General features: G+C 47.9%; 18 protein-coding genes. 11 read left to right on the top strand and 7 right to left on the bottom strand.

The window, feature by feature from the left end; translation table 11 throughout:
• Window positions 1-443: 443 nt before the first annotated feature.
• The 4 genes from mazG to gcvH form a co-directional block, all read right to left on the bottom strand.
• Window positions 444-1,235: a nucleoside triphosphate pyrophosphohydrolase gene (gene mazG, locus AADEFJLK_RS07295; RefSeq protein ID WP_103973806.1), complete on the bottom strand. Its 792-nt coding sequence runs from the start codon at window positions 1,233-1,235 to the stop codon at window positions 444-446.
• A gap of 13 nt (window positions 1,236-1,248) precedes the next feature.
• Window positions 1,249-2,184, bottom strand: a complete 936-nt coding sequence (locus AADEFJLK_RS07290; protein WP_088619855.1) for a carbohydrate kinase family protein — start codon at window positions 2,182-2,184, stop codon at window positions 1,249-1,251.
• A gap of 11 nt (window positions 2,185-2,195) precedes the next feature.
• Window positions 2,196-2,555 carry a diacylglycerol kinase gene (locus AADEFJLK_RS07285; protein WP_088619854.1) on the bottom strand — a complete coding sequence of 120 codons (360 nt, stop codon included), beginning with the start codon at window positions 2,553-2,555 and terminating at the stop codon, window positions 2,196-2,198.
• Between the two features lie 75 nt (window positions 2,556-2,630).
• The gene (gene gcvH / locus AADEFJLK_RS07280) at window positions 2,631-3,011 is read right to left on the bottom strand and encodes a glycine cleavage system protein GcvH (protein WP_103973805.1); all 381 of its coding nucleotides are present in this window, start codon (window positions 3,009-3,011) and stop codon (window positions 2,631-2,633) included.
• Between the two features lie 166 nt (window positions 3,012-3,177).
• On the opposite strand from gcvH, the gene grxC reads away from it, so the two are divergent.
• From grxC to AADEFJLK_RS07250, 6 genes are all read left to right on the top strand, one after another.
• Window positions 3,178-3,438, top strand: a complete 261-nt coding sequence (gene grxC, locus AADEFJLK_RS07275) for a glutaredoxin 3 (protein WP_088619852.1) — start codon at window positions 3,178-3,180, stop codon at window positions 3,436-3,438.
• Between the two features lie 4 nt (window positions 3,439-3,442).
• Window positions 3,443-3,676, top strand: a complete 234-nt coding sequence (locus AADEFJLK_RS07270; protein WP_088619851.1) for a DUF1289 domain-containing protein — start codon at window positions 3,443-3,445, stop codon at window positions 3,674-3,676.
• Window positions 3,677-3,721: 45 nt separating this feature from the next.
• Window positions 3,722-4,321: an MBL fold metallo-hydrolase gene (locus AADEFJLK_RS07265; protein ID WP_088619850.1), complete on the top strand. Its 600-nt coding sequence runs from the start codon at window positions 3,722-3,724 to the stop codon at window positions 4,319-4,321.
• Between the two features lie 62 nt (window positions 4,322-4,383).
• Window positions 4,384-6,810, top strand: a complete 2,427-nt coding sequence (locus AADEFJLK_RS07260; RefSeq protein ID WP_103973804.1) for a fatty acid cis/trans isomerase — start codon at window positions 4,384-4,386, stop codon at window positions 6,808-6,810.
• Window positions 6,811-7,080: 270 nt separating this feature from the next.
• A complete protein-coding gene (locus AADEFJLK_RS07255; protein ID WP_146054528.1) occupies window positions 7,081-7,944 on the top strand; it encodes a hypothetical protein in 864 nt (287 codons plus the stop codon).
• Window positions 7,941-9,218, top strand: a complete 1,278-nt coding sequence (locus tag AADEFJLK_RS07250; protein WP_103973802.1) for a hypothetical protein — start codon at window positions 7,941-7,943, stop codon at window positions 9,216-9,218. Before AADEFJLK_RS07255 ends, AADEFJLK_RS07250 begins: the two co-directional genes overlap by 4 nt.
• Window positions 9,219-9,322: 104 nt before the next feature.
• Here the strand turns inward: AADEFJLK_RS07250 and AADEFJLK_RS07245 are convergent, their stop codons facing one another.
• The 3 genes from AADEFJLK_RS07245 to AADEFJLK_RS07235 form a co-directional block, all read right to left on the bottom strand.
• Window positions 9,323-9,754 (bottom strand): response regulator, encoded by a 432-nt coding sequence (locus tag AADEFJLK_RS07245; RefSeq protein WP_103973801.1) that lies wholly within the window; start codon window positions 9,752-9,754, stop codon window positions 9,323-9,325.
• 9 nt (window positions 9,755-9,763) lie between these two features.
• Entirely contained in the window at window positions 9,764-12,214 is a 2,451-nt protein-coding gene (locus AADEFJLK_RS07240; protein ID WP_103973800.1) for a sensor histidine kinase, read from the bottom strand.
• 208 nt (window positions 12,215-12,422) lie between these two features.
• Complete coding sequence (locus AADEFJLK_RS07235; protein ID WP_103973799.1) at window positions 12,423-13,418, bottom strand: sterol desaturase family protein; 996 nt, start codon at window positions 13,416-13,418, stop codon at window positions 12,423-12,425.
• Between the two features lie 640 nt (window positions 13,419-14,058).
• Here AADEFJLK_RS07235 and AADEFJLK_RS07230 point away from each other — a divergent pair.
• Genes AADEFJLK_RS07230 through AADEFJLK_RS07210 form a run of 5 tightly spaced genes read left to right on the top strand, consistent with a single transcriptional unit; the run spans window position 14,059 to window position 18,692 of the window.
• Window positions 14,059-14,982 carry a branched-chain amino acid transaminase gene (locus tag AADEFJLK_RS07230; protein WP_103973798.1) on the top strand — a complete coding sequence of 308 codons (924 nt, stop codon included), beginning with the start codon at window positions 14,059-14,061 and terminating at the stop codon, window positions 14,980-14,982.
• Window positions 14,975-15,991, top strand: coding sequence for a lipopolysaccharide heptosyltransferase II (waaF, locus tag AADEFJLK_RS07225; protein ID WP_282957356.1), 1,017 nt, complete (start codon window positions 14,975-14,977; stop codon window positions 15,989-15,991). The genes AADEFJLK_RS07230 and waaF overlap by 8 nt, the downstream gene beginning before the upstream one ends.
• On the top strand, window positions 15,988-17,133 hold the full coding sequence (gene waaC / locus AADEFJLK_RS07220; protein ID WP_088619845.1) for a lipopolysaccharide heptosyltransferase I: 1,146 nt from the start codon (window positions 15,988-15,990) through the stop codon (window positions 17,131-17,133). The genes waaF and waaC overlap by 4 nt, the downstream gene beginning before the upstream one ends.
• A gap of 35 nt (window positions 17,134-17,168) precedes the next feature.
• Window positions 17,169-18,128: an AAA family ATPase gene (locus AADEFJLK_RS07215; RefSeq protein WP_103973797.1), complete on the top strand. Its 960-nt coding sequence runs from the start codon at window positions 17,169-17,171 to the stop codon at window positions 18,126-18,128.
• Window positions 18,129-18,692 (top strand): hypothetical protein, encoded by a 564-nt coding sequence (locus AADEFJLK_RS07210; protein ID WP_103973796.1) that lies wholly within the window; start codon window positions 18,129-18,131, stop codon window positions 18,690-18,692. It abuts the gene before it with no gap.
• Window positions 18,693-18,696 lie beyond the last annotated feature (4 nt).

Below are 18,696 nucleotides of genomic sequence, written 5' to 3'. Positions count from 1 at the left end.
TGTTGTTTTTGTGACGGACTTCACATTTATAATAAAATAAAGTAGTATTTTTTGGCGAACAACAGCCTATGCTGACAGGGTTTCGGATAAAAATGGCCATTTTATCGGCTTAGTTCACCAACCGCAGTTTTCGCAGGTTTCAATAAGGGATAGTAAGATGCGGACAGCGCCTATTACTTTTTGGATGACACAGGGGGAGATAATGAAAAATGATAACTGTAGGTTACGCGGGGTATGTCTAATGGCTATGCAGGGCTTTAAGTAAAGCGGTTGGGAGTATAGTATTTATAGGTTTGCGCTGCGCCCTAAAGTCACTGGCAAAGGCTAAAGACTTTTGCACTCTGTTTTAAAGCGGGTTGGCGGGGGCGGGCTTTAGCTATTTTACTGGCCACACCCATGCCTTAAGGCTTTCGGCAAAAGCCGAAAGCTCTTACTCCCCCATCCTACTTGGCCAAAACGACCTTAGCCTCATCCCACAAGGCATCCAGTTCGGCCAGTTCGCAGTCAGCCATGCCGCGCCCTGAGACGGCGACTTGTTGCTCGATGTACTGGAAACGTTTGGTGAATTTCTGGATACTTTGTTTAAGGGCGACTTCGGGGTTGACTTTTAAATGCCGCGCCAGATTGACGGCGACGAACAATAAGTCGCCAATCTCTTCCTGAATATGCGCCAAATCGCCGGATTCCCAAGCCCCCCGCACTTCGTCCAACTCCTCTTCCACCTTGGCGAAAACGGGTTCCGCCTCAGGCCAGTCAAAGCCTTGCCGGGCGGCACGGTCTTGGATTTTCTCCGCCGCCATTAAGGCGGGCAAACTGGCGGCAATGCCGGATAAGGCGCTGCTGGTATCCGGTTGTTTTTCTTGCCGCTCTAAAGCCTTGGCATGTTCCCAAGCTTGGTGGCGTTGCTCGTCGTCGGCAAATACCGCATCGGCGAAAACATGGGGATGGCGGCGTATCAGTTTATTGCTGATACTGCCGGCAACGTCTTCAAAATCAAACAAGCCGCGTTCTTTGGCGATTTGCGCCTGGAACACCACTTGCAGCAGCAAATCACCCAGCTCGCCGCGCAAGTCGTCATAATCATTACGCTCGATGGCATCCACCACCTCATAAGCTTCTTCAATGACGTAAGGGATTAAGGTAGTGAAGTCCTGTTTGAGATCCCAGGGGCAACCTTGCTTTGGGTCACGCAACTGTACCATTAAGTCCAGCAATTGTTGGGTGTTGTTCAGCATGGTCTAGCCCGTTTTAGAAGGAAATGCCAAAATTTTCATGGTAGCGTTGCTTAAAGCTTGCCATGTCGAAGCGGTGGTTTTGGGTGCCGTGATGCTCGATTTTAATCGCGCCCATTAAGGAAGCGATACGTCCGGTGGTCGGCCAATCGAGATCGTTCATCAGGCCATACAGCAACCCGGCGCGGTAAGCGTCGCCGCAACCGGTCGGATCATTAAGCGCGTGCGGTTGGGCGGGCGGGATGGTGATGCAACTGCCTCCGGTATAGACTTTCGAGCCGTGCGACCCTAAGGTGACGACCAAGGCTTCCACACGGTCGGCAATGGCTTCTAACGACAAGCCAGTGCGCTCTTGCATCAGCTCAGACTCATAATCGTTCAGCGTCACCCAAGTAGCTTGGTCAATGAAGGTGAGCAGTTCCGCGCCATCAAACATCGGCATACCTTGGCCGGGGTCGAAAATAAACGGGATTTCCTGCTCGACGAATTGGGCGGCATGTTGCTGCATCCCGTCTTTACCGTCGGGCGAAACGATGCCGATGGTAATGTCATCGCGGTCGGCGGGTACAACATTCAGATGTGAGGCCCCCATCGCCCCCGGATGGAAAGCGGTGATTTGATTGCCTTCTTCATCGGTGGTGATATAGGCCTGTCCGGTATACTGGCTGTCGAGGATTTTAATATAGTCGCTCGATAGGCCATGCTGGCTCAACCAGTAGCTGTAGGGCTCAAAATCATGCCCGACCACCGCCATAATCAAAGCTTCCTCGCCCAACAAGTTTAAGTTATAGGCAATGTTGCCGGCACAGCCGCCGTACTCGCGGCGCAATACAGGCACTAAGAAAGACACATTAAGGATATGGACTTTTTCCGGCAGGATGTGGTTTTTAAATTTGTCATGAAACACCATGATGGTGTCGTAAGCCATAGAACCGCAGATTAACGCACTCATTGTTTTGTCCTTTACAGTAAAATTAAAGCCCAAGTGACCGCCGCCCAGGCCAACGACATCATCACCGCCGCCGAACCAATGTCTTTGGCGCGTCCTGACAGCTCATGATGCTCAAAGCCGACCCGATCTACCACCGATTCAACGGCGGTATTGAGCAGCTCGACCAGCATCACTAAAACCATGCTGCCAATCAACAGCAGCTTTTCAATCACGGTTTCACCCAGCCAGATGGCGACCGGGGTGCTTACCACAAATAAGATCACTTCTTGCCGGAACGCCTCTTCGTGTTGCCAAGTCGCCTTAAATCCGGCGGCGGAAAAAAAGCACGCATTAACGAGGCGCTTTAGGCCTTTTGCATTTTGGTTAGCCATGTTTTATTAGGGTGTTTGCTATATATAAGGTGGAAAAGCGGCATACTACGCTATCTTGCCGCCACTTTTAGGGCATTAATCCAAGGTGTTTTCATAAGCCGCCGCATCTAACAGCGCGTCCAACTCAGCGGCATCCGCCGCCCGCACCGCAAATATCCAAGCCTGATACGGACTGTCGTTAATTTGCTCAGGTTCGTCCTGCAAGCTGGTGTTGATTTCGACAATTTCACCAGTGACCGGACTGTGCAAGTCGGAAGCGGTTTTGACCGACTCCACCACCGCGCATTGCTCGCCTGCCGCCACGTTACGCCCCACATCAGGCAGGCCGATAAACACCAAATCGCCCAATTGTTGTTGGGCAAAATCGGTAATGCCGACACGGACAACGCCGTCTTCTTGCCATAACGCCCATTCGTGGGTGCGGGCATATTTTAAATTTTCGGGTAAATCGTTCATGTTAATTTCTCATCTCGCGGGTGTTGACGTGCCTAAGCGTTAGTAATTGCGTTCCATTCTGACCCGATGGCGGCAGGCCGAGCGCCCGCGCCGCCACCTATCGACATTGAATAACAATACCTTTACCGATAGAATGCCCGTATAGTTTAACAAACATTATCCGCCTATGCCTGAGATACTCATCTACACCACCCGCATTTGCCCTTACTGTATTATGGCAAAACGTCTGCTCGACAAAAAGGGCGCGGCCTATACTGAAATTAATGTCGATGCTGAACCTGGGCTACGCGAAGCCATGATGACAAAAACGCGGCGGCGGACAGTGCCGCAAATTTATATCGGCGAGCTGCATGTCGGCGGTTTTGATGACCTGTACGCCCTAGAGCAGCAGAAAAAACTGGATCCTTTACTCGTAGACGGAGGTTAGCGTTATGCGCAATACCCACCAGGGCGACCCACGGCCAGCCAGCGATTATCAGCATATCAACGCGCCTATAGCGTCCCCGTGCATCCGTATCTGTTGCTTGGACGATAATGACATCTGCTTGGGCTGTTTCCGGTCACTACAAGAAATCACCCAATGGACCCAGATAGACAACCACACCCGCCAAGCGATTTTAACCAATGCCAAGCAACGCCGACAAGCGTATGAAGGCCACGCATAACCGGGGTAGGCAAGCCCATTATAATCATAATCAACAAGGTCGCCGATGAAAGCATTACACCGAAAAGATTTATTCGCTTGGTCTGTCTTTAACGAAGAGCGCGATATAGACTTCCATAGCTATGTGTGGGTACGCGAGGGCGGCAATGTCGTCATTGACCCCCTGCCCTTATCTGGCCACGACCACCAGCATCTGCAAAAATTGGGCGGGGTGGGCTTTATCGTCATCACTAACAGCGACCATTGCCGCGCCAGCGAGCAACTCGCCAGCCAAACCGGGGCGGTGCTGCTAGGGCCTGCGGCGGAGCAGGACACCTTCCCTATTATCTGTAACCGCTGGTTATATGATGGCGATGAAATCGTCCCTGGCCTTAACGCCTACACGCTCAACGGCTCCAAGACCCCTGGCGAATTGGCCTTATTAGTAGAACACACCACGCTGATTACGGGCGACCTGATCCGTTGTCATGTCGGTGGCGAATTGTGCCTATTACCGGATGGCAAGCTGGCTGACCGCAAACTGGCCATCCAATCGGTCAAACGCCTCGCCAGCCTACCCGGCCTACAAGCTGTGCTGACCGGGGATGGCTGGCCAGTATTTAGCCATGGCAGCGAAGTGCTGCATCATCTTGCCCGTTCACTTTAACCTTCATCTAGCCATCTGCCACGGCGGACGGCTGATGTTCTGCACGACACCTTAACCGAAATATGCGTAAACTACAGTTTAGTTCTCTGTTACTGCTGGCCTTAGCGGCTACCGGCATTGCCTATTACAAAGGCATTAGCCTCAGTAGCCTTATGACAGACAAGGATGCAGGCAAAGCCACTTTCATTCCGATTAATTCCAAGCACAAGCCAGGCAGGCTCAATTATGCCTCGGTACAGCCCTTGCTGGAATCGCGCTGCGCTTCCTGCCATGCTGGCTTTGACGCGCCCTGCCAACTACAACTTACTTCTTATGAAGGCCTGCAACGCGGTGCCAGCAAACAACCGCTTTATGAAACCCGCCTGCACGCCATCCCCCCCAGCCGCTTGTTCATTGACGGCAAAAGCACCGAGGATTGGCGTAAACAGGGCTTTTTTGCAGTATTAAACGAAAAAGCCAACTTCCCTGAACTTAACCTCAACAATTCGCTGATGGCGAAATTACTGGTCTTAAAGCGCAATCCGCCCTTGCCGGACAACGGCAACGCACTCGACCCTGACCACAGCGACGACTGCCCCACTCTTGCGGAGTTTGCCGATTTCCAGCACACCCAACCCTTTGCAGGAATGCCTTACACCCTGCCTAATCTAAACCCTAGTGAGCAGGAAACTTTATTAAATTGGCTACAAGACGGCGCGAAAAATAGCCTGCCCCCAGTATTATCTGAGCCTGCCTTGGCAGAAATCGGCAAATGGGAGCAATTTTTAAACGACACTACCCCCGCCATGCAACTGACCGCACGGTATCTTTACGAGCATCTGTTCACAGGGCATTTGCATATTAAAGACCAAGCCGCCAACGAATTTTACCGGCTCGTCCGTGCCAAAACGCCGCCCGGACAGGCCATTGAAGAGCTGGATAACCTGCATCCCTTCACCGCCCCGGCGATTGGCCAGTTTTACTATCGCCTGCGCCCCGTCACCGAAACGCTGGCCGACAAAACCCATGCCGTTTACGAACTCAGCGACGGCAAAATGGCGCGGCTCAAAGCCCTGTTTTTAAGCCCGGCAACCACCGTGGCGCAACCGCCCGACTACGCTACCACCCCTTATGCCCAGCCGTTCAGCAGTTTTAAGGATTTGCCCGTTGCCGCCCGTTACCAATTTTTGCTCGACGATGCCCACTATTTTCTCTCAACCATGCTCAAAAGCCCCGCGCTTAACAGCCAAGAGGGCGCAAACGGCTTCCGCGATCAGGTCTGGATAGCGTTTTGGCAACCGCGCACCGAGCTGAATGCCCAAACCAACCAATTTTTAAGCGCCAACGCGCCTTTCTTACGCCTGCCGACCGCAAGCGGTGAGAGCGGCGGCTTTGCCGAATGGTTTGAACTAAAATCCTTACAGCAACAGTATCTCGCCAATAAAGCGACTTTTACCGAAACCGTCCTGCTCAATAACCAAGCCATTGACCTCAAACAACTGTGGGATGGCGGCGGCAGTAACGATAACGCTTTGCTGACCCTGTTCCGCCATAACGACAACGCGTCCGTCGTCAAAGGCCTACAGGGCAAGACCCCGGACACCGCTTGGGTCATCGACTACCCGCTGTTCGAGCGTCTGTACTATTTGCTGGTGGCGGACTTTAATCTCTACGGCGACAGCGCCCACCACCTCAACACCCGCCTAACCCTAAGCCTGTTGCGTAGCGAAGCGGAAAACAATTTCCTGCACTTTCTGCCCAAAGCCGTCCGCCCTGCCGTTCATGCCAGTTGGTATCCAGATTTGGGCAACCGATGGCTAGGCGTTTTTAGCACACCGGACTTTGCCAACCAAAGCGAATCTGCCGTCAGTTACCAAAGCCAAGATTATCCGCACGAACTGCTCGGCAAGCTGCCCAAAATCGTCGCGCCCCTGCCCATAGCGGCCGCTAATCCGCCTGCCCTGCCCGCACCGTGCCCACAAGAACCCTGCACCCAAGCCAGCGTCCCCGAACCGATCGTGGCCGTACCAGTGCCCACCCCCTTGCCCGACCCGCAATTCGACGGCTTTATCGCCCAATTAAACGCGCTAAAGGGCTCGGAAATCACAGCCTTACCCGAAGTGTCGTTTTTGCGTATCACCACCGCCACCCCCGACCAAGACCCGGTATACACCTTAATCCGCAACCGCTATTTAAGCCATGTCGGCGTAATGTTTGATGACGGCCAAGGTTGGCAAGCGGACAAAGACACCCTGACGGTATTGCCTGGCTTGGTCGGCAGCTACCCCAACCAATTTTTTAAAGTCGCCAGCGAACAATTGCCCGACTTTGCCAACCAGTTAAAGCAAGCCCAAACCGATACGGCGATGGCGCAGTTTTATAATAAGTATGGCGTGGCGCGTAACGATCCGCAATTTTGGGCAAGCTATGACAGCTTTAACCAAAAACACCGCGACGGACGGCCAGAAAACAGAGGGGTATTTGACTTAAGCCGCTACGGGTGGCGGTAGGGAAGCATAGATACCCTTACTCCGTATGAGTTTGTGGTCAACTTCGGACGCTATGCTCACAGAATCCGCCCAGACCCATATAAAAACCGGGTAAGAAAAAAGGACTCAGTCTGATCGTACGCGTTGCTATGCCACCTATTGAAGTTATATATATCAAGCAATTTATTATATCTATTATTGGTATTGCATTTGTTTCAGCCGTTATTATTGGCAAATCCTAACAAAAGATTTAGAATAATACATCAAATGATTACCTCTCATTTACTCATAATGATGATTGATTTATTGACTTGTGCCAAAGAAAACATTATCCCATTAGAAGAGCAATGTACCCAAACCTTGTCTGGATTAGATGATTATAAAACCGTTCAAGCCAAAGCATTTAAGCAATGGGTAGCCGATAATGCGCATATCTCGGTTAATATGGGTTATTTTGTGGCGCATTTGCTAGCTAAAGGCCAACGCTATAAAAACTGCTATGAAGTAGCCGATGCTAATGGCACAGAAATTGATATACCTAATAAAAAATTTTTAGGCAGACGCCTGGCGTTTGATGCCGCAGTGGCGAATAGCAGGCAATTTAAATACGGTGCCTTAAATGGCGGTTGTTGCGGCTTGCAAACCTATTATCAAGGGCCATGCTGTGTTTTATTAGATGCCGACTTTTCCGAAAAGCTAACAGCGTTTTGTTTAGCGGGCAATAGCTTAAAGCATTATTTCCCTGATGTAGATATATCGCATGCAGATACTAATCGCTTGGATGACAGTAAGCTACAAGCAGATGTTGCGCCCTATAGCTATCGGCATTGTTTCGCTACCTTGCAACGGATTGACGAACTGAGCCAACGTGACAAGGAAGAGTGGGCGCGTATTCTTCTTGACGATGCCCAAGGCCGATATTTTGAGATTATTTTTTTGGAAGGTTTTAGCCGAGAAGATTTAAAAGAAATCCGAATAAGCCATAAGGAATATAGCAAAATAAAAAGCTTAACAAAAGAGAAAAGCAAAAGACCTTTAACGCTTGAAGAAATCGATACCCTCGCTTATTATAAAACCATACTGGAAAATTGTAATAAACCACAAAAAATTGACCAAGCTGGGTACTTCAAACTAGAGCCAAAGAAAAAATTATGAAGATACAACTAGAAGCTTATGCCCCGCCCGATGCGACAGCCATACTCCGCATTGATGGTAAATTAGGCATATTGACCCCCCCGTACCGCCTTGGCAGAGAGGTTAACGTCCAATACCTGCCGCAAAATGACGATGCTATTATTGAAAATGCGGTGTTTAAACAAAGCTTTTCCCCTTCCACCGCCCAATTTGATAATTGGGAAGCATTATTCTCTTTCTTACGCCAAGCGCATCAAGAATTTCATGCTCAGTTCAAACCGCTTGACGAACATCACACTGATGAAAATAGCCAATATGAAAACGACTTTAGCGATTTTGATGACGAAACCCTACAAGAAATTATTGACGAAATAAAATCGGTATCCATACCCCAAAAACGTTTGATTTATGCTAAAAATATAGTAACCGCACTCCTGAAAAGCGACATTCCGGCAACATTTAAGGCGCAGGCTGACCCTCTCAAAGCGCAACTCATTAAAGCAGAGCAGGAATATCTTAATAGCCAGCCGAAAGTCATATTGAACCCGGAACTTGAAGAAAAATTATCGGCCAGTGTCGGGCGTTTATCTTGGGATGGCCAGCGGCTGTTTCTCGATTGGCTGAAAAGGGGTCTGTATAACGCAGATTGGCAAATTGACACATTACTGCCTATTCTGGAAGATGAGCCACTAGAGATGATCCGGGATGAAGATTGGGTGTTCAATATAGCGGCGCAAGCGTTGAAATCGGCCGTGGCATTATTTCAAGGTTTAAAGAGGGAAGCGTTATTAAAGCCATTTCTCTTAACCATTAGACAGTTAGATAATAATAGGCTCACATGGGATGATGATTTATTTGATATTGCCTATTATGCTGAATGGACAAGCTTGTTAAATACTTACTTACCTAAGCTCCATAAGGTTATAAGGCATGGCGAAACATTCCAGCTAATGATGTCTAATAAACTTGCGATTGTCTGCATACCAAATAGCCGAAATATTTCGTTAAAAGGAAGCATGGTAACAATAAAGATGTCACGAAGCATTTATGAGGAAAAACTACCTGAAATACAAAAAGTTGAGCGGGGGTTTTTGAATATGCCCAACAGAACTGAAAGCGAGGTAAAAGCTACTGCGTTGCATATCTATGGCGAAATCATTGATACGCACCGTAGGCAACGTAGCAAGCTTTCTAATTTGTATGAAATATTTTATAGAAAAGTGCTTGAAGGAAAGCCTAGTGATATAGATAATATTTTGAATCGAGAAATAAATAAACTAAGCCTTCAGGCATAAAACTCAGAATTTCAAAAAAAATCATTTACACCCTCATAAAATATGAAGAATTAGATTGAGTTTTTTATAGCGGACAGTGAAAAAAATGACAACCTGCAATACAGTTAAGGTTTAGCCATTAAGTCTAGCAATTCACTGTAGCCACCTTTTGCTACAAAATAAATCTCTTGTCTATCAATAGCATCTAAATCCTCTTTCAGATCATCTTGTTCTAAATTTGTCAAAATAATAATTTTCGCAGCCTTAGTCTCGTCTTTTGCTCTTGCCAGCCTTAGGCAACGGATGCCTGCCCGATAAAAGCTGTTTGTTTTTACGTCTTCTGGGGGTTCCGGCATGTTAGGGGCGGGCTTAACCCATGGCAGCATCACATCAATAATGATAATATCAGGATAAGACGACTCCAATTGCTCCAATTGCACCCTAAAATCGTATTCCGTCGCTATTTCCAAAATGTCAGCTTTACAACGGGACCGGATTGCTTCGCGTATTTCGGCACGTTGCTGAAAATTATCTTCGACCACCCATATTTTTAACATAAAAACCTTTTAGTAACGTAATGTTGCAGGAAATTGTAGCCGAACCTCGGTGCAGTTTTTGGGCAACGGATTTGGATTAATCAGTAACTCACCATTATGCGCCCGCATAATATTATCGACAATCCATAAACCAATACCGGAACCTTCGCCGACGACCAGTTGATGTTGATGACCACGCCAATATCGCTTTTTACACTGCTCCCTATCCTCGTTATCAATGGGCAAACCTGTATTGACCACAGAAATATAGAAATTTTTCCGGCGAGAACTTAGTCCGCAACTAATTTCGACTGTGTTATTGGGATAACTGTATTTAGCGGCATTATCCAATAAATTATTAAGGGCTTGAATGAGTAAATTCCCATCCGCTTGTACAGTCGCTCTATTTAACGAAGGCAAGCCGTCTTTATTGACGCCAAACCTAAGATTATCACTGGGGTCAACCGCATTTTCTTGGTCTACCGCACACTCAATCAAGACTTTCCTCAACCAGTCTGCCGTTAATACTATCAGATCTGGCCTCAATGGCTTACCTTTGGTTAAATCGGCGAACAGACGGATACCTAGCGAAACCCGCTGTGCTTTTGCCGCCGAACCGCGTAAATAGGCAAGCTCGCGTGGCAAACTATCATCTTCATAAGTATTTATCAAGCTACGGACCCTAGAATTTAACTGTTGCATTGGCGTTTTTAACTGATGGGCAAAATCTTCATACGTCTGAGTTTGGTTTTTTTGTTCCGTTTTAAGATCATGTACGGATTGTTTTAGCTTAACCACTTTGTCAAACAGATCGTTATACAAACCCAATTGTAAGCCGATGGCTTCCATGATGGAAACCACGGAAGACGATAAACCGTTCGGAATATCACTACGGACATCAATAACACCGATCACCTCAGAACCAATTTTTATAGGGGCAATTACCATGCTTTCGGCATCAAAACTTTGTAGCGGATAATAGCTATCGGATTTGTCTTTCATAATATAAGGCTCTCCGGTTTTAACCACAAGCACCCCTGCCTTAGCGGGTTGATTGTCTGCCTTGGTTTCGTGGAGATAAAACCTTTTCCCTATCGGCGCGGTAACATCGCCGAAAATATGGGCAAAGTATAAGTATTGGCCATTTTCATCTTCCGCCACTAACCGGATTGCCGCGATATTGACATTATTAATGGATTGCTGCAAACGAACCAATGCCGAGGTAAACGTATCGTTGCGCAGGGTTTCAATAAATACATTTTGATCTAATTTTTCATGATTTTTAATTATATTATGAACATATGTATTTAAAGATGCCAAATTACTTACAAAACTAGTTAGCGTCCGATTCTCCTCTTCAATGTTTCTTAGATTTAGGCGATGGCTCCATGCTTGGGAAATCTGGTTGGCCACCAAAACAAGCAATTGTTTTTCTTGGTCAGAAAAATAGTAAGGTGATCTCTTAGTCAATCCACAGCGGATTACCCCAAGCAAGCGGTCGCCGCTCATTATCGGAACGGCAAGAACGCTGATCGGCGGCAGTTCTTTATCAATAGGTATGTCCAGTAAGCGGCGACTGGTATTCTTCCACCAGTTGAGCGTATCTTCTCCCAAGGCCAGACCGGAATATTTTTGCGCGTATGCCATTTTATATTTTTCATATAATTGCAAATCAAATATCCTGACACACCTTCCTTCCGTAACCACCCAGTCAATTAAATTAGTTTTATTGCCCAAAACCCGTTTAGGCTTTACCGCTACGGGTTCATTCAAAGTGCTGGCTTGTAAACAATAATCGCCGTTCCCTTTCGATGTTGTTTCGCAAAGATAAATGGTGACATCATGGGCTTGCAGTTTGTTTGAGATCAATCCGCAAATTTCTTTAAATACCTGCTTACAATCAACAGAAGTTGATGATAATTGTTCCAAGGTTTTATTGCACTGCTCTAATAAGGCATAACTGACTTTGTCGGTTAGTGTCCGATAGAAATCCAAAAGAAAACTGGCGAGGAATTGCGCTTTTTGACTTTCTGCATCGTTTTCAGAACGGGAAAGCTGACCTTCTCTTGTCCAATAGAGCGTTAAGGCATGATTATTTTTACCATCTTTATTTTTCTCCATCATCAACGGTATTGATAATAGGCTTTGGATACCGAATTCGGCTAAAAACGTCCCATCTTGAGCATAAATTTCATTATTGGCCTGGCATTGGCCTGTTGTTAGCGCTTTGTAGGTTATGGTTGCGCTTTGTCGGTGTAAGGTATGAAAATGGGTAGGAACTTTTTGACGCTTTTCAAACCATTCGGCAACAATAAATAAGGTGTCTTCTATAGGGGCGGGGGCGACTTGCCACAGAATGGCAATGGGCGCGTTAACGGAACGGGCGATGACCTCAATAATTGCAGAGAGGCCGGATAGCTCATTTTGGGCAAGGGCAGTAGTTACTAGATCACTTAAAGACTCTGTGTTTAAATTAGCCATAAACAAACATCCTCAGAATTAATACCTATACAGAGGATAGCATAAAACAATTCTATGGGGAGATTCAAGACCTTAATTACAGGAACATACGTTAGTCCACAGCCTAAACCCACAGAGCATAAACAGATTGCCTTCACCCCCCAACAACCACCAACTTTAACTGACGGTTATTGGGGATTAAAAACTTGATCAACCGGAGTTGAGCCATCTACCCCAACATCAGCAATCCATACTTACCCTGCTTTTTGGCGTTGGCTTGCTGACCATACACCAGCTTAACAATATCATTTTTAGCCTCCAGCCAATCCAACAACTCATACCCCGGCGAAAAATCGCGCTTTTCGGCGCGGTAATAAGCCGCTTCGGCAATCATCATTTCCAATTCGACAGGTAAGCTTTGTGGCACAGAAGCCGGGGTTGCGATATTAAAGCCGAGTTTAAACAAACTGATAAGCTCCTGTGGTTGATGGCCGTTAAGGCCGATAGCCTCAGGCTCGCGCTCGTTAAGCGTACCGAACAGACGGTCCCAGACTGATAAGGCTGCCCCGTAATTGCTGTCATGCTCGTAACGCTCGGTAGAGTGGTGGGCACGGTGCAGATACGGCATAATCAACAACTTGCCCAGCCATTGCTCACTTTTAAAGGCAATATTGGTATGGTGGAACAAGGTCAACAAAGTAATCAGCATCTCGTTAACCATCATCATCAGTTGGTCGACACCTAGCAGCACAACATACCCCGCTTTTAGCAAGTTAGTGATGAGCAGTTCCAAAATGTGTATCCGCAACGCCGTTGAGGTGTTCAGATACGGGTCGTTATGATGGACGCGGTGGAACAACCACAAGCCATCAAAACTATGGCAAGCCCGATGCCACAGGTATAACAGTAAATCCAGCACCAAAAAGGCGACGATCATTTGCGCAGCAGGATGATTGATATAGCGCAGCAAACCTTGCTCGGCATAATGCTGGGCGAGCAGAAACAGCGACGACACCGACAATAACGACAGCACTGTATTGTTAACGGCAAACAAGCCAAGGTTAGTGCCATAAGAGCCGCGCCGCTTAATCGGCTTACGGTGCGGAAAAAGTTGTTCCAGACCGTAACACACGCCGAAAAAAGCCAGCAGGATAACCGCCACACCCTCGCCTGACAGCGTAGTAGGCCAATTAAAAGTGTCTAAGAACGTCATTAATTCTAACATGGGAACCTCCATTAAAACGGATGCAAGCATTCAAGACCCGAACATCAGCATAAAAGGGCTAGGTGACAATGGTATGACAGGGACAACGCCCTACGGTTCAGGCCGAACCAGCAAGCAAAAATACGCAGGATGCGTAACAGACTTTAGTTAATATCCAGCAATATATGAGCCAATATCTATTTTTCAACCGATTTAGGCGTATTTTTAGGAAAAAATGCGAAGCCGCCCGCAAATAATCCTGACCATAACGGTTTTTTTGCCGGACATTTCATGAATTCGTACGAGGGAATGTATCATACAGGTGCAATTATGCGCCAAATAGCACAAAAAAACCGTAACAATACCGTAATTGTCAACCAATTGAATACATATTGTTATCGAAATGGCACGGCAATGCCTGCCTAGCAACAGGGAACGGGCAGTGGGACAGCTTCAAGCGCCTAGGTGCTACGGCAGAATACCGCCCCACCTATCGCCCAAAACTCCAATTCCCCTATAGCTAAAAAGGCTATTCTCCGTTTATCATTAGCCATTGCCCACAATAACGCATTTTAAGCAATAAACGCGGTATTGCTGTCATGGAGTTTATAGTAAACTAGACCATTTATAACTCAGACTACTGCTAGGTGGAGAAAAAACGATGACGATGGACGATAGAGACGGCGTTATTTGGCTGGATGGACAATGGGTTGAGTGGCGTGAAGCGAAAGTCCATGTGTTGACACATACCCTGCACTACGGCTTGGGCGTGTTTGAAGGTATCCGCGCCTATCACGCCACCCAAGGCACAGCGGTGTTCAGAATGCAGGAGCACACTGACCGCCTGTTCCGTTCCGCGCATATCATGAACATGAAAATGCCGTTCACGAAAGACGAAATAAACCAAGCGCAACGCGACGCGCTGGTCAAAAACCAACTGGACAGCGCCTACATCCGTACCATGTGCTTTTATGGCTCAGAAGGCATGGGCTTGCGTGCCGATAACCTGAAAGTACACGTTATGGTCGCGGCTTGGCCTTGGGGCGCGTATTTGGGCGCGGAAAGCATCGAAAAAGGCATCCGCATCCGCACCTCGTCTTATACCCGCAACCACCACAACAGCACCATGTGCAAAGCCAAAGCCAACGGTAACTACATCAACTCCATTTTGGCCTTGCAAGAAGCCCTGTCGAACGGTTACGATGAAGCCCTGATGCTGGATCATGAAGGCTTTGCCGCCGAAGGCAGTGCGGAAAACCTGTTCATCGTCCGGGACGGCAAAATTTATACGCCAGAAACCACCTCGGCGTTAGAAGGCATTACCCGCGATACCGTCATGACCATCGCCCGCGAGCAAGGTTATGAAGTGATGGAAAAACGCATTACGCGTGATGAGATTTATGTCGCCGACGAAGCCTTTTTCACCGGCTCCGCCGCCGAAGTCACGCCAATTCGGGAACTGGACAACCGCACTATTGGCAGCGGTAGCCGGGGGCCTGTCACCGAACAGTTGCAAGCCCTGTATTTCGATGCCGTCCATGGCCGTGGCGATAGCCATGCCGACTGGTTGACTTACGTTGCCTAGGAAAATACTCGTCGTCGGCCCGTCTTGGGTCGGCGACATGGTGATGGCGCAAAGCTTGTTCTTAACGTTACAAGCTAACGCGCCCGACTGTCTGATTGACGTGCTGGCACCAGCATGGACATTCGGCTTGCTGGAGCGGATGCCGCAAGTCAACCGCGCCATTGCCATGCCCTTAGGGCATGGGCAACTGGGCTTATGGGAACGCGTCACGCTGGGCAAGCAGTTGCGGGCAGATGCTTATCAGCAAGCGGTCGTCTTACCCAATTCGTGGAAATCCGCGTTAACGCCGTTTTTTGCCGACATCCCACAACGCACCGGTTATGTCGGTGAATGCCGTTGGGGCTTGCTCAATGATGCCCGGCAGCTCAACAAACAACAACTGCCCATGACCGTGCAACGCTTTGCCGCGCTAGGCCATCCTAAGGGTGCTCACTTGCCAACGCCCTACCCGTTGCCCCGCTTGGCCATCAGTCCGGCACAACAACACGCGGTACAAGTGCAATTCAAACTCAACGCCGAGGGCTTAGCCGCCCAGAAGATTCTCGCCTTGTGTCCGGGTGCCGAATACGGCGAAGCCAAACGCTGGCCCACGGAACATTACGCCGAATTGGCCCGTCATCAGCTTAAGCAAGGCTGGCAAGTTTGGCTGTTTGGCTCGGCCAAAGACCAAACTGTCGCTGCCGACATTAACCGGGCAACCCTAAACGCTTGCCTTGATTTTACGGGCAAAACCTCGCTGGCCGAAGCTGTCGATTTATTATCCCTGACCGATGCCGTAGTCAGCAACGATTCCGGCCTAATGCACGTTGCCGCCGCGCTGGATAAACCCGTTATTGCCATTTACGGCTCATCCGATCCAGGCTTTACACCGCCACTGACTGCGAAAGCCCAGATTATTTCCCTCAATTTGGCTTGTGCGCCTTGCTTCAAACGTGTCTGTCCGCTCGGCCATACCGCTTGTTTGCAAGGTATCAGGCCCGAACAAGTGCAGGAGTTACTGCCACCATGAAAATTGCCATTGTCAAATTGTCCGCGCTCGGTGATATCGTTCATGCAATGGTCGCCTTGCAATTTATAAAAGCGCATCAGCCGGATGCGCAAATCGACTGGATTGTCGAACATCGCTTTGCCGAAGTGCTGCAATACCAGCCCGATCTGGATAATGTCCTGACCGTCAACCTTAAAGCCCTAAAAAACGACAAAACTTCGCTGTTACGCGAAATCAAACGCCTGCGCCGCTACGCCGCCAAACATTATGATCTGGTCATTGATGCCCAAGGCCTGCTCAAATCCTCCATCACCGCGCGTTTGCTGGGTAGCCGCGTGTCCGGCTTTGATGCCGATTCCGCCCGCGAAAAATTCGCCTCTTGGTTATATAACGTCAAAGTGGCCATCCCCTACGATGCCAACACCATCGACCGCAACGCCACTGTCCTGACCCAACCCCTAGGCATAGAGATTAGCCGCGAACAAATTTTAGCGAAAAAACCCTTTTTGTTCTTTAAAGACCAAGACGAACGCCTAGAACTCTACCTGCACAAAAATTTAAAAAATATCGTCTTAGTCATCGGTTCGACCTGGGAAAGCCGTAACTACCCAATTGAAAAATACGTTAAGATTGCCGATGCCTTGAAACAAAACTGCCTGATTGTCTGGGGGACTGATCAAGAGCGTAAAAATGCCGAATGGATGTGCGACCAATCCGATAACGTGCAGATTATGCCCAAACTGGATTTAAACAGCCTAAAAGCCCTGATTGCCCATGCGGATTTGGTCATCGGCAATGACAGTGGCCCCACCCACATGGCTTGGGGGCTGAACCGCCCCTCCATCACCATCTTTGGCCCCACCCCCATCAGCCGTGTCTATCAGACTGACATTAATAAGGTCGTTAAATCGTCCTCAGCGGTTAACCCGCATAAGCTCGATAAGCAGGATTTTTCCATCCGGGACATCAACCCGCAAGAAATTATCACCATCGCCCAAGACTTATTGGCACACCTGCCGCCCGCCTCCACCCAAAGCCGTGCCGCCATCATCGGCAAACAAGCCCTGCCGATACGCGACATTAATGACAAAGACTTGGACGACATCGCCAACTCATTAGAAAACATTGATTCTGACGATTTTTTCTCGATTGATATTGATTGATAACAGGGAAAAGCCCCGGTACTGGAGAGCGTTAAATGGACGGACATTTTTTAACCGATATTGCCATTAAGCAATTTAAATGTTTCAGCGATTTTCAGGTATCGGGGTTTAAGCGCGTCAATTTGATTGGCGGCAAGAATAATATCGGCAAAACCGCGTTGCTGGAGGCTTGTTTTATCAATGTCTATTCGGAGAGCATTGATGGGATAATAACTGCAATCCATTCTATTAAGTTTGCCCGCGAAAACTTAAATCTCCTTGCCGACAAAGCTAATAATGTCAATTCTCAACAGTTAATAGACACGACACGGATCTATGCTGCTAAGTCTACTGTCAGCGACACCGCATTTTCTATCCTAGAAGAAAATGGCATAAAAGAATATCATTTTACCCTTCAAGGTGAATTGACATCCATTAACGGCAAAGACTTAAACATAACCGCTAAGCGTATCAACAATATTGAGTTTATCGATAATTATGGCTGGTCAAATCAGGATCTCATTAGTGCTTTTCAAGCCATCCAAAAACAAGACAAAGAAAGCGAGTTGAATACTTATATTCGGGCTTTTGACGACAGCATCGAAAATTTCAAAGTCATCGGCGACAAACCCCAATGTAAAACAAACGGCATATACCGCGACATCAGCGAATTTGGTGATGGTTTAAGGCATTACATTTCCATTATCTGCGCATTATATCAATGCGAAAACGGCTATTTGTTCATAGACGAAATCGATAACGGCATTCACTACAGCCAATTAGACCGCTTATGGGACATCATCCTAAGCCTGTCCAAACAAAACCAGTGCCAAGTGTTTGCCACCACCCATTCCAAAGAAATGCTGGAAGCGTTGGTGCGGGCGGCACAAAAACAAGCTGACTCAGACATTAGCTACACGATTCTGGTAAAAAACAAACAAGCAGAAGTCAAAACCATTTCCTTAGATTATGACATGCTCCTAGACAGCATGACACAAGGGTATGAGGTGCGATAAATGCAGTCGATTTTTATCGTCCACGAAGGCAGCGCTAAAAAAACCGCCGATAATGAACTCATTCGCTTATTGCTGGAACACTTAGGGCTAGCAACAGCATTAATTGAGTTTCGGGGCATGGGTTCGAAAAGCAATTTTTTCAAAACCGACAGCTATTCTTTCTTAAAACAAGCTGCACAGACCGACCAAATTGAAAAAATATTGTTTATTGTCGATGCGGATGACCCGACAAACGACAGCAAATACGGTGGCCGAGCCAACGCTCAAGCCGCACTTACCGCGATGATAGCCGACTTGGGCTTTCAGGACATCAGCCAAACCTATATTATGTGCGACCCAGAAACGGGTACAGGCTATTTGGAATCGTTGATTTTATCCAGCATATCCCCTACAGAACGGCAGTGCATCCAACACTTTCTAAACTGCTCCAACTTTCAATCCAAAGAAAACCACAAAGCCATTCTGCACCAAATTTATAAAACCGCCTACCCTAACGCCCCCTACAATTTCGGACACCCGCATTTTGACGGCTTAAAATCCGCCCTGACCTACCTGTTTACTTAAAGCC

Source organism: Methylovulum psychrotolerans, assembly GCF_002923755.1.
In the GTDB taxonomy this organism is placed as follows: Bacteria; Pseudomonadota; Gammaproteobacteria; order Methylococcales; family Methylomonadaceae; genus Methylovulum; species Methylovulum psychrotolerans.
The sequence above is the reverse complement of the archived record's forward strand: the minus strand, read 5'-3'. Positions and strand labels throughout refer to the sequence as shown.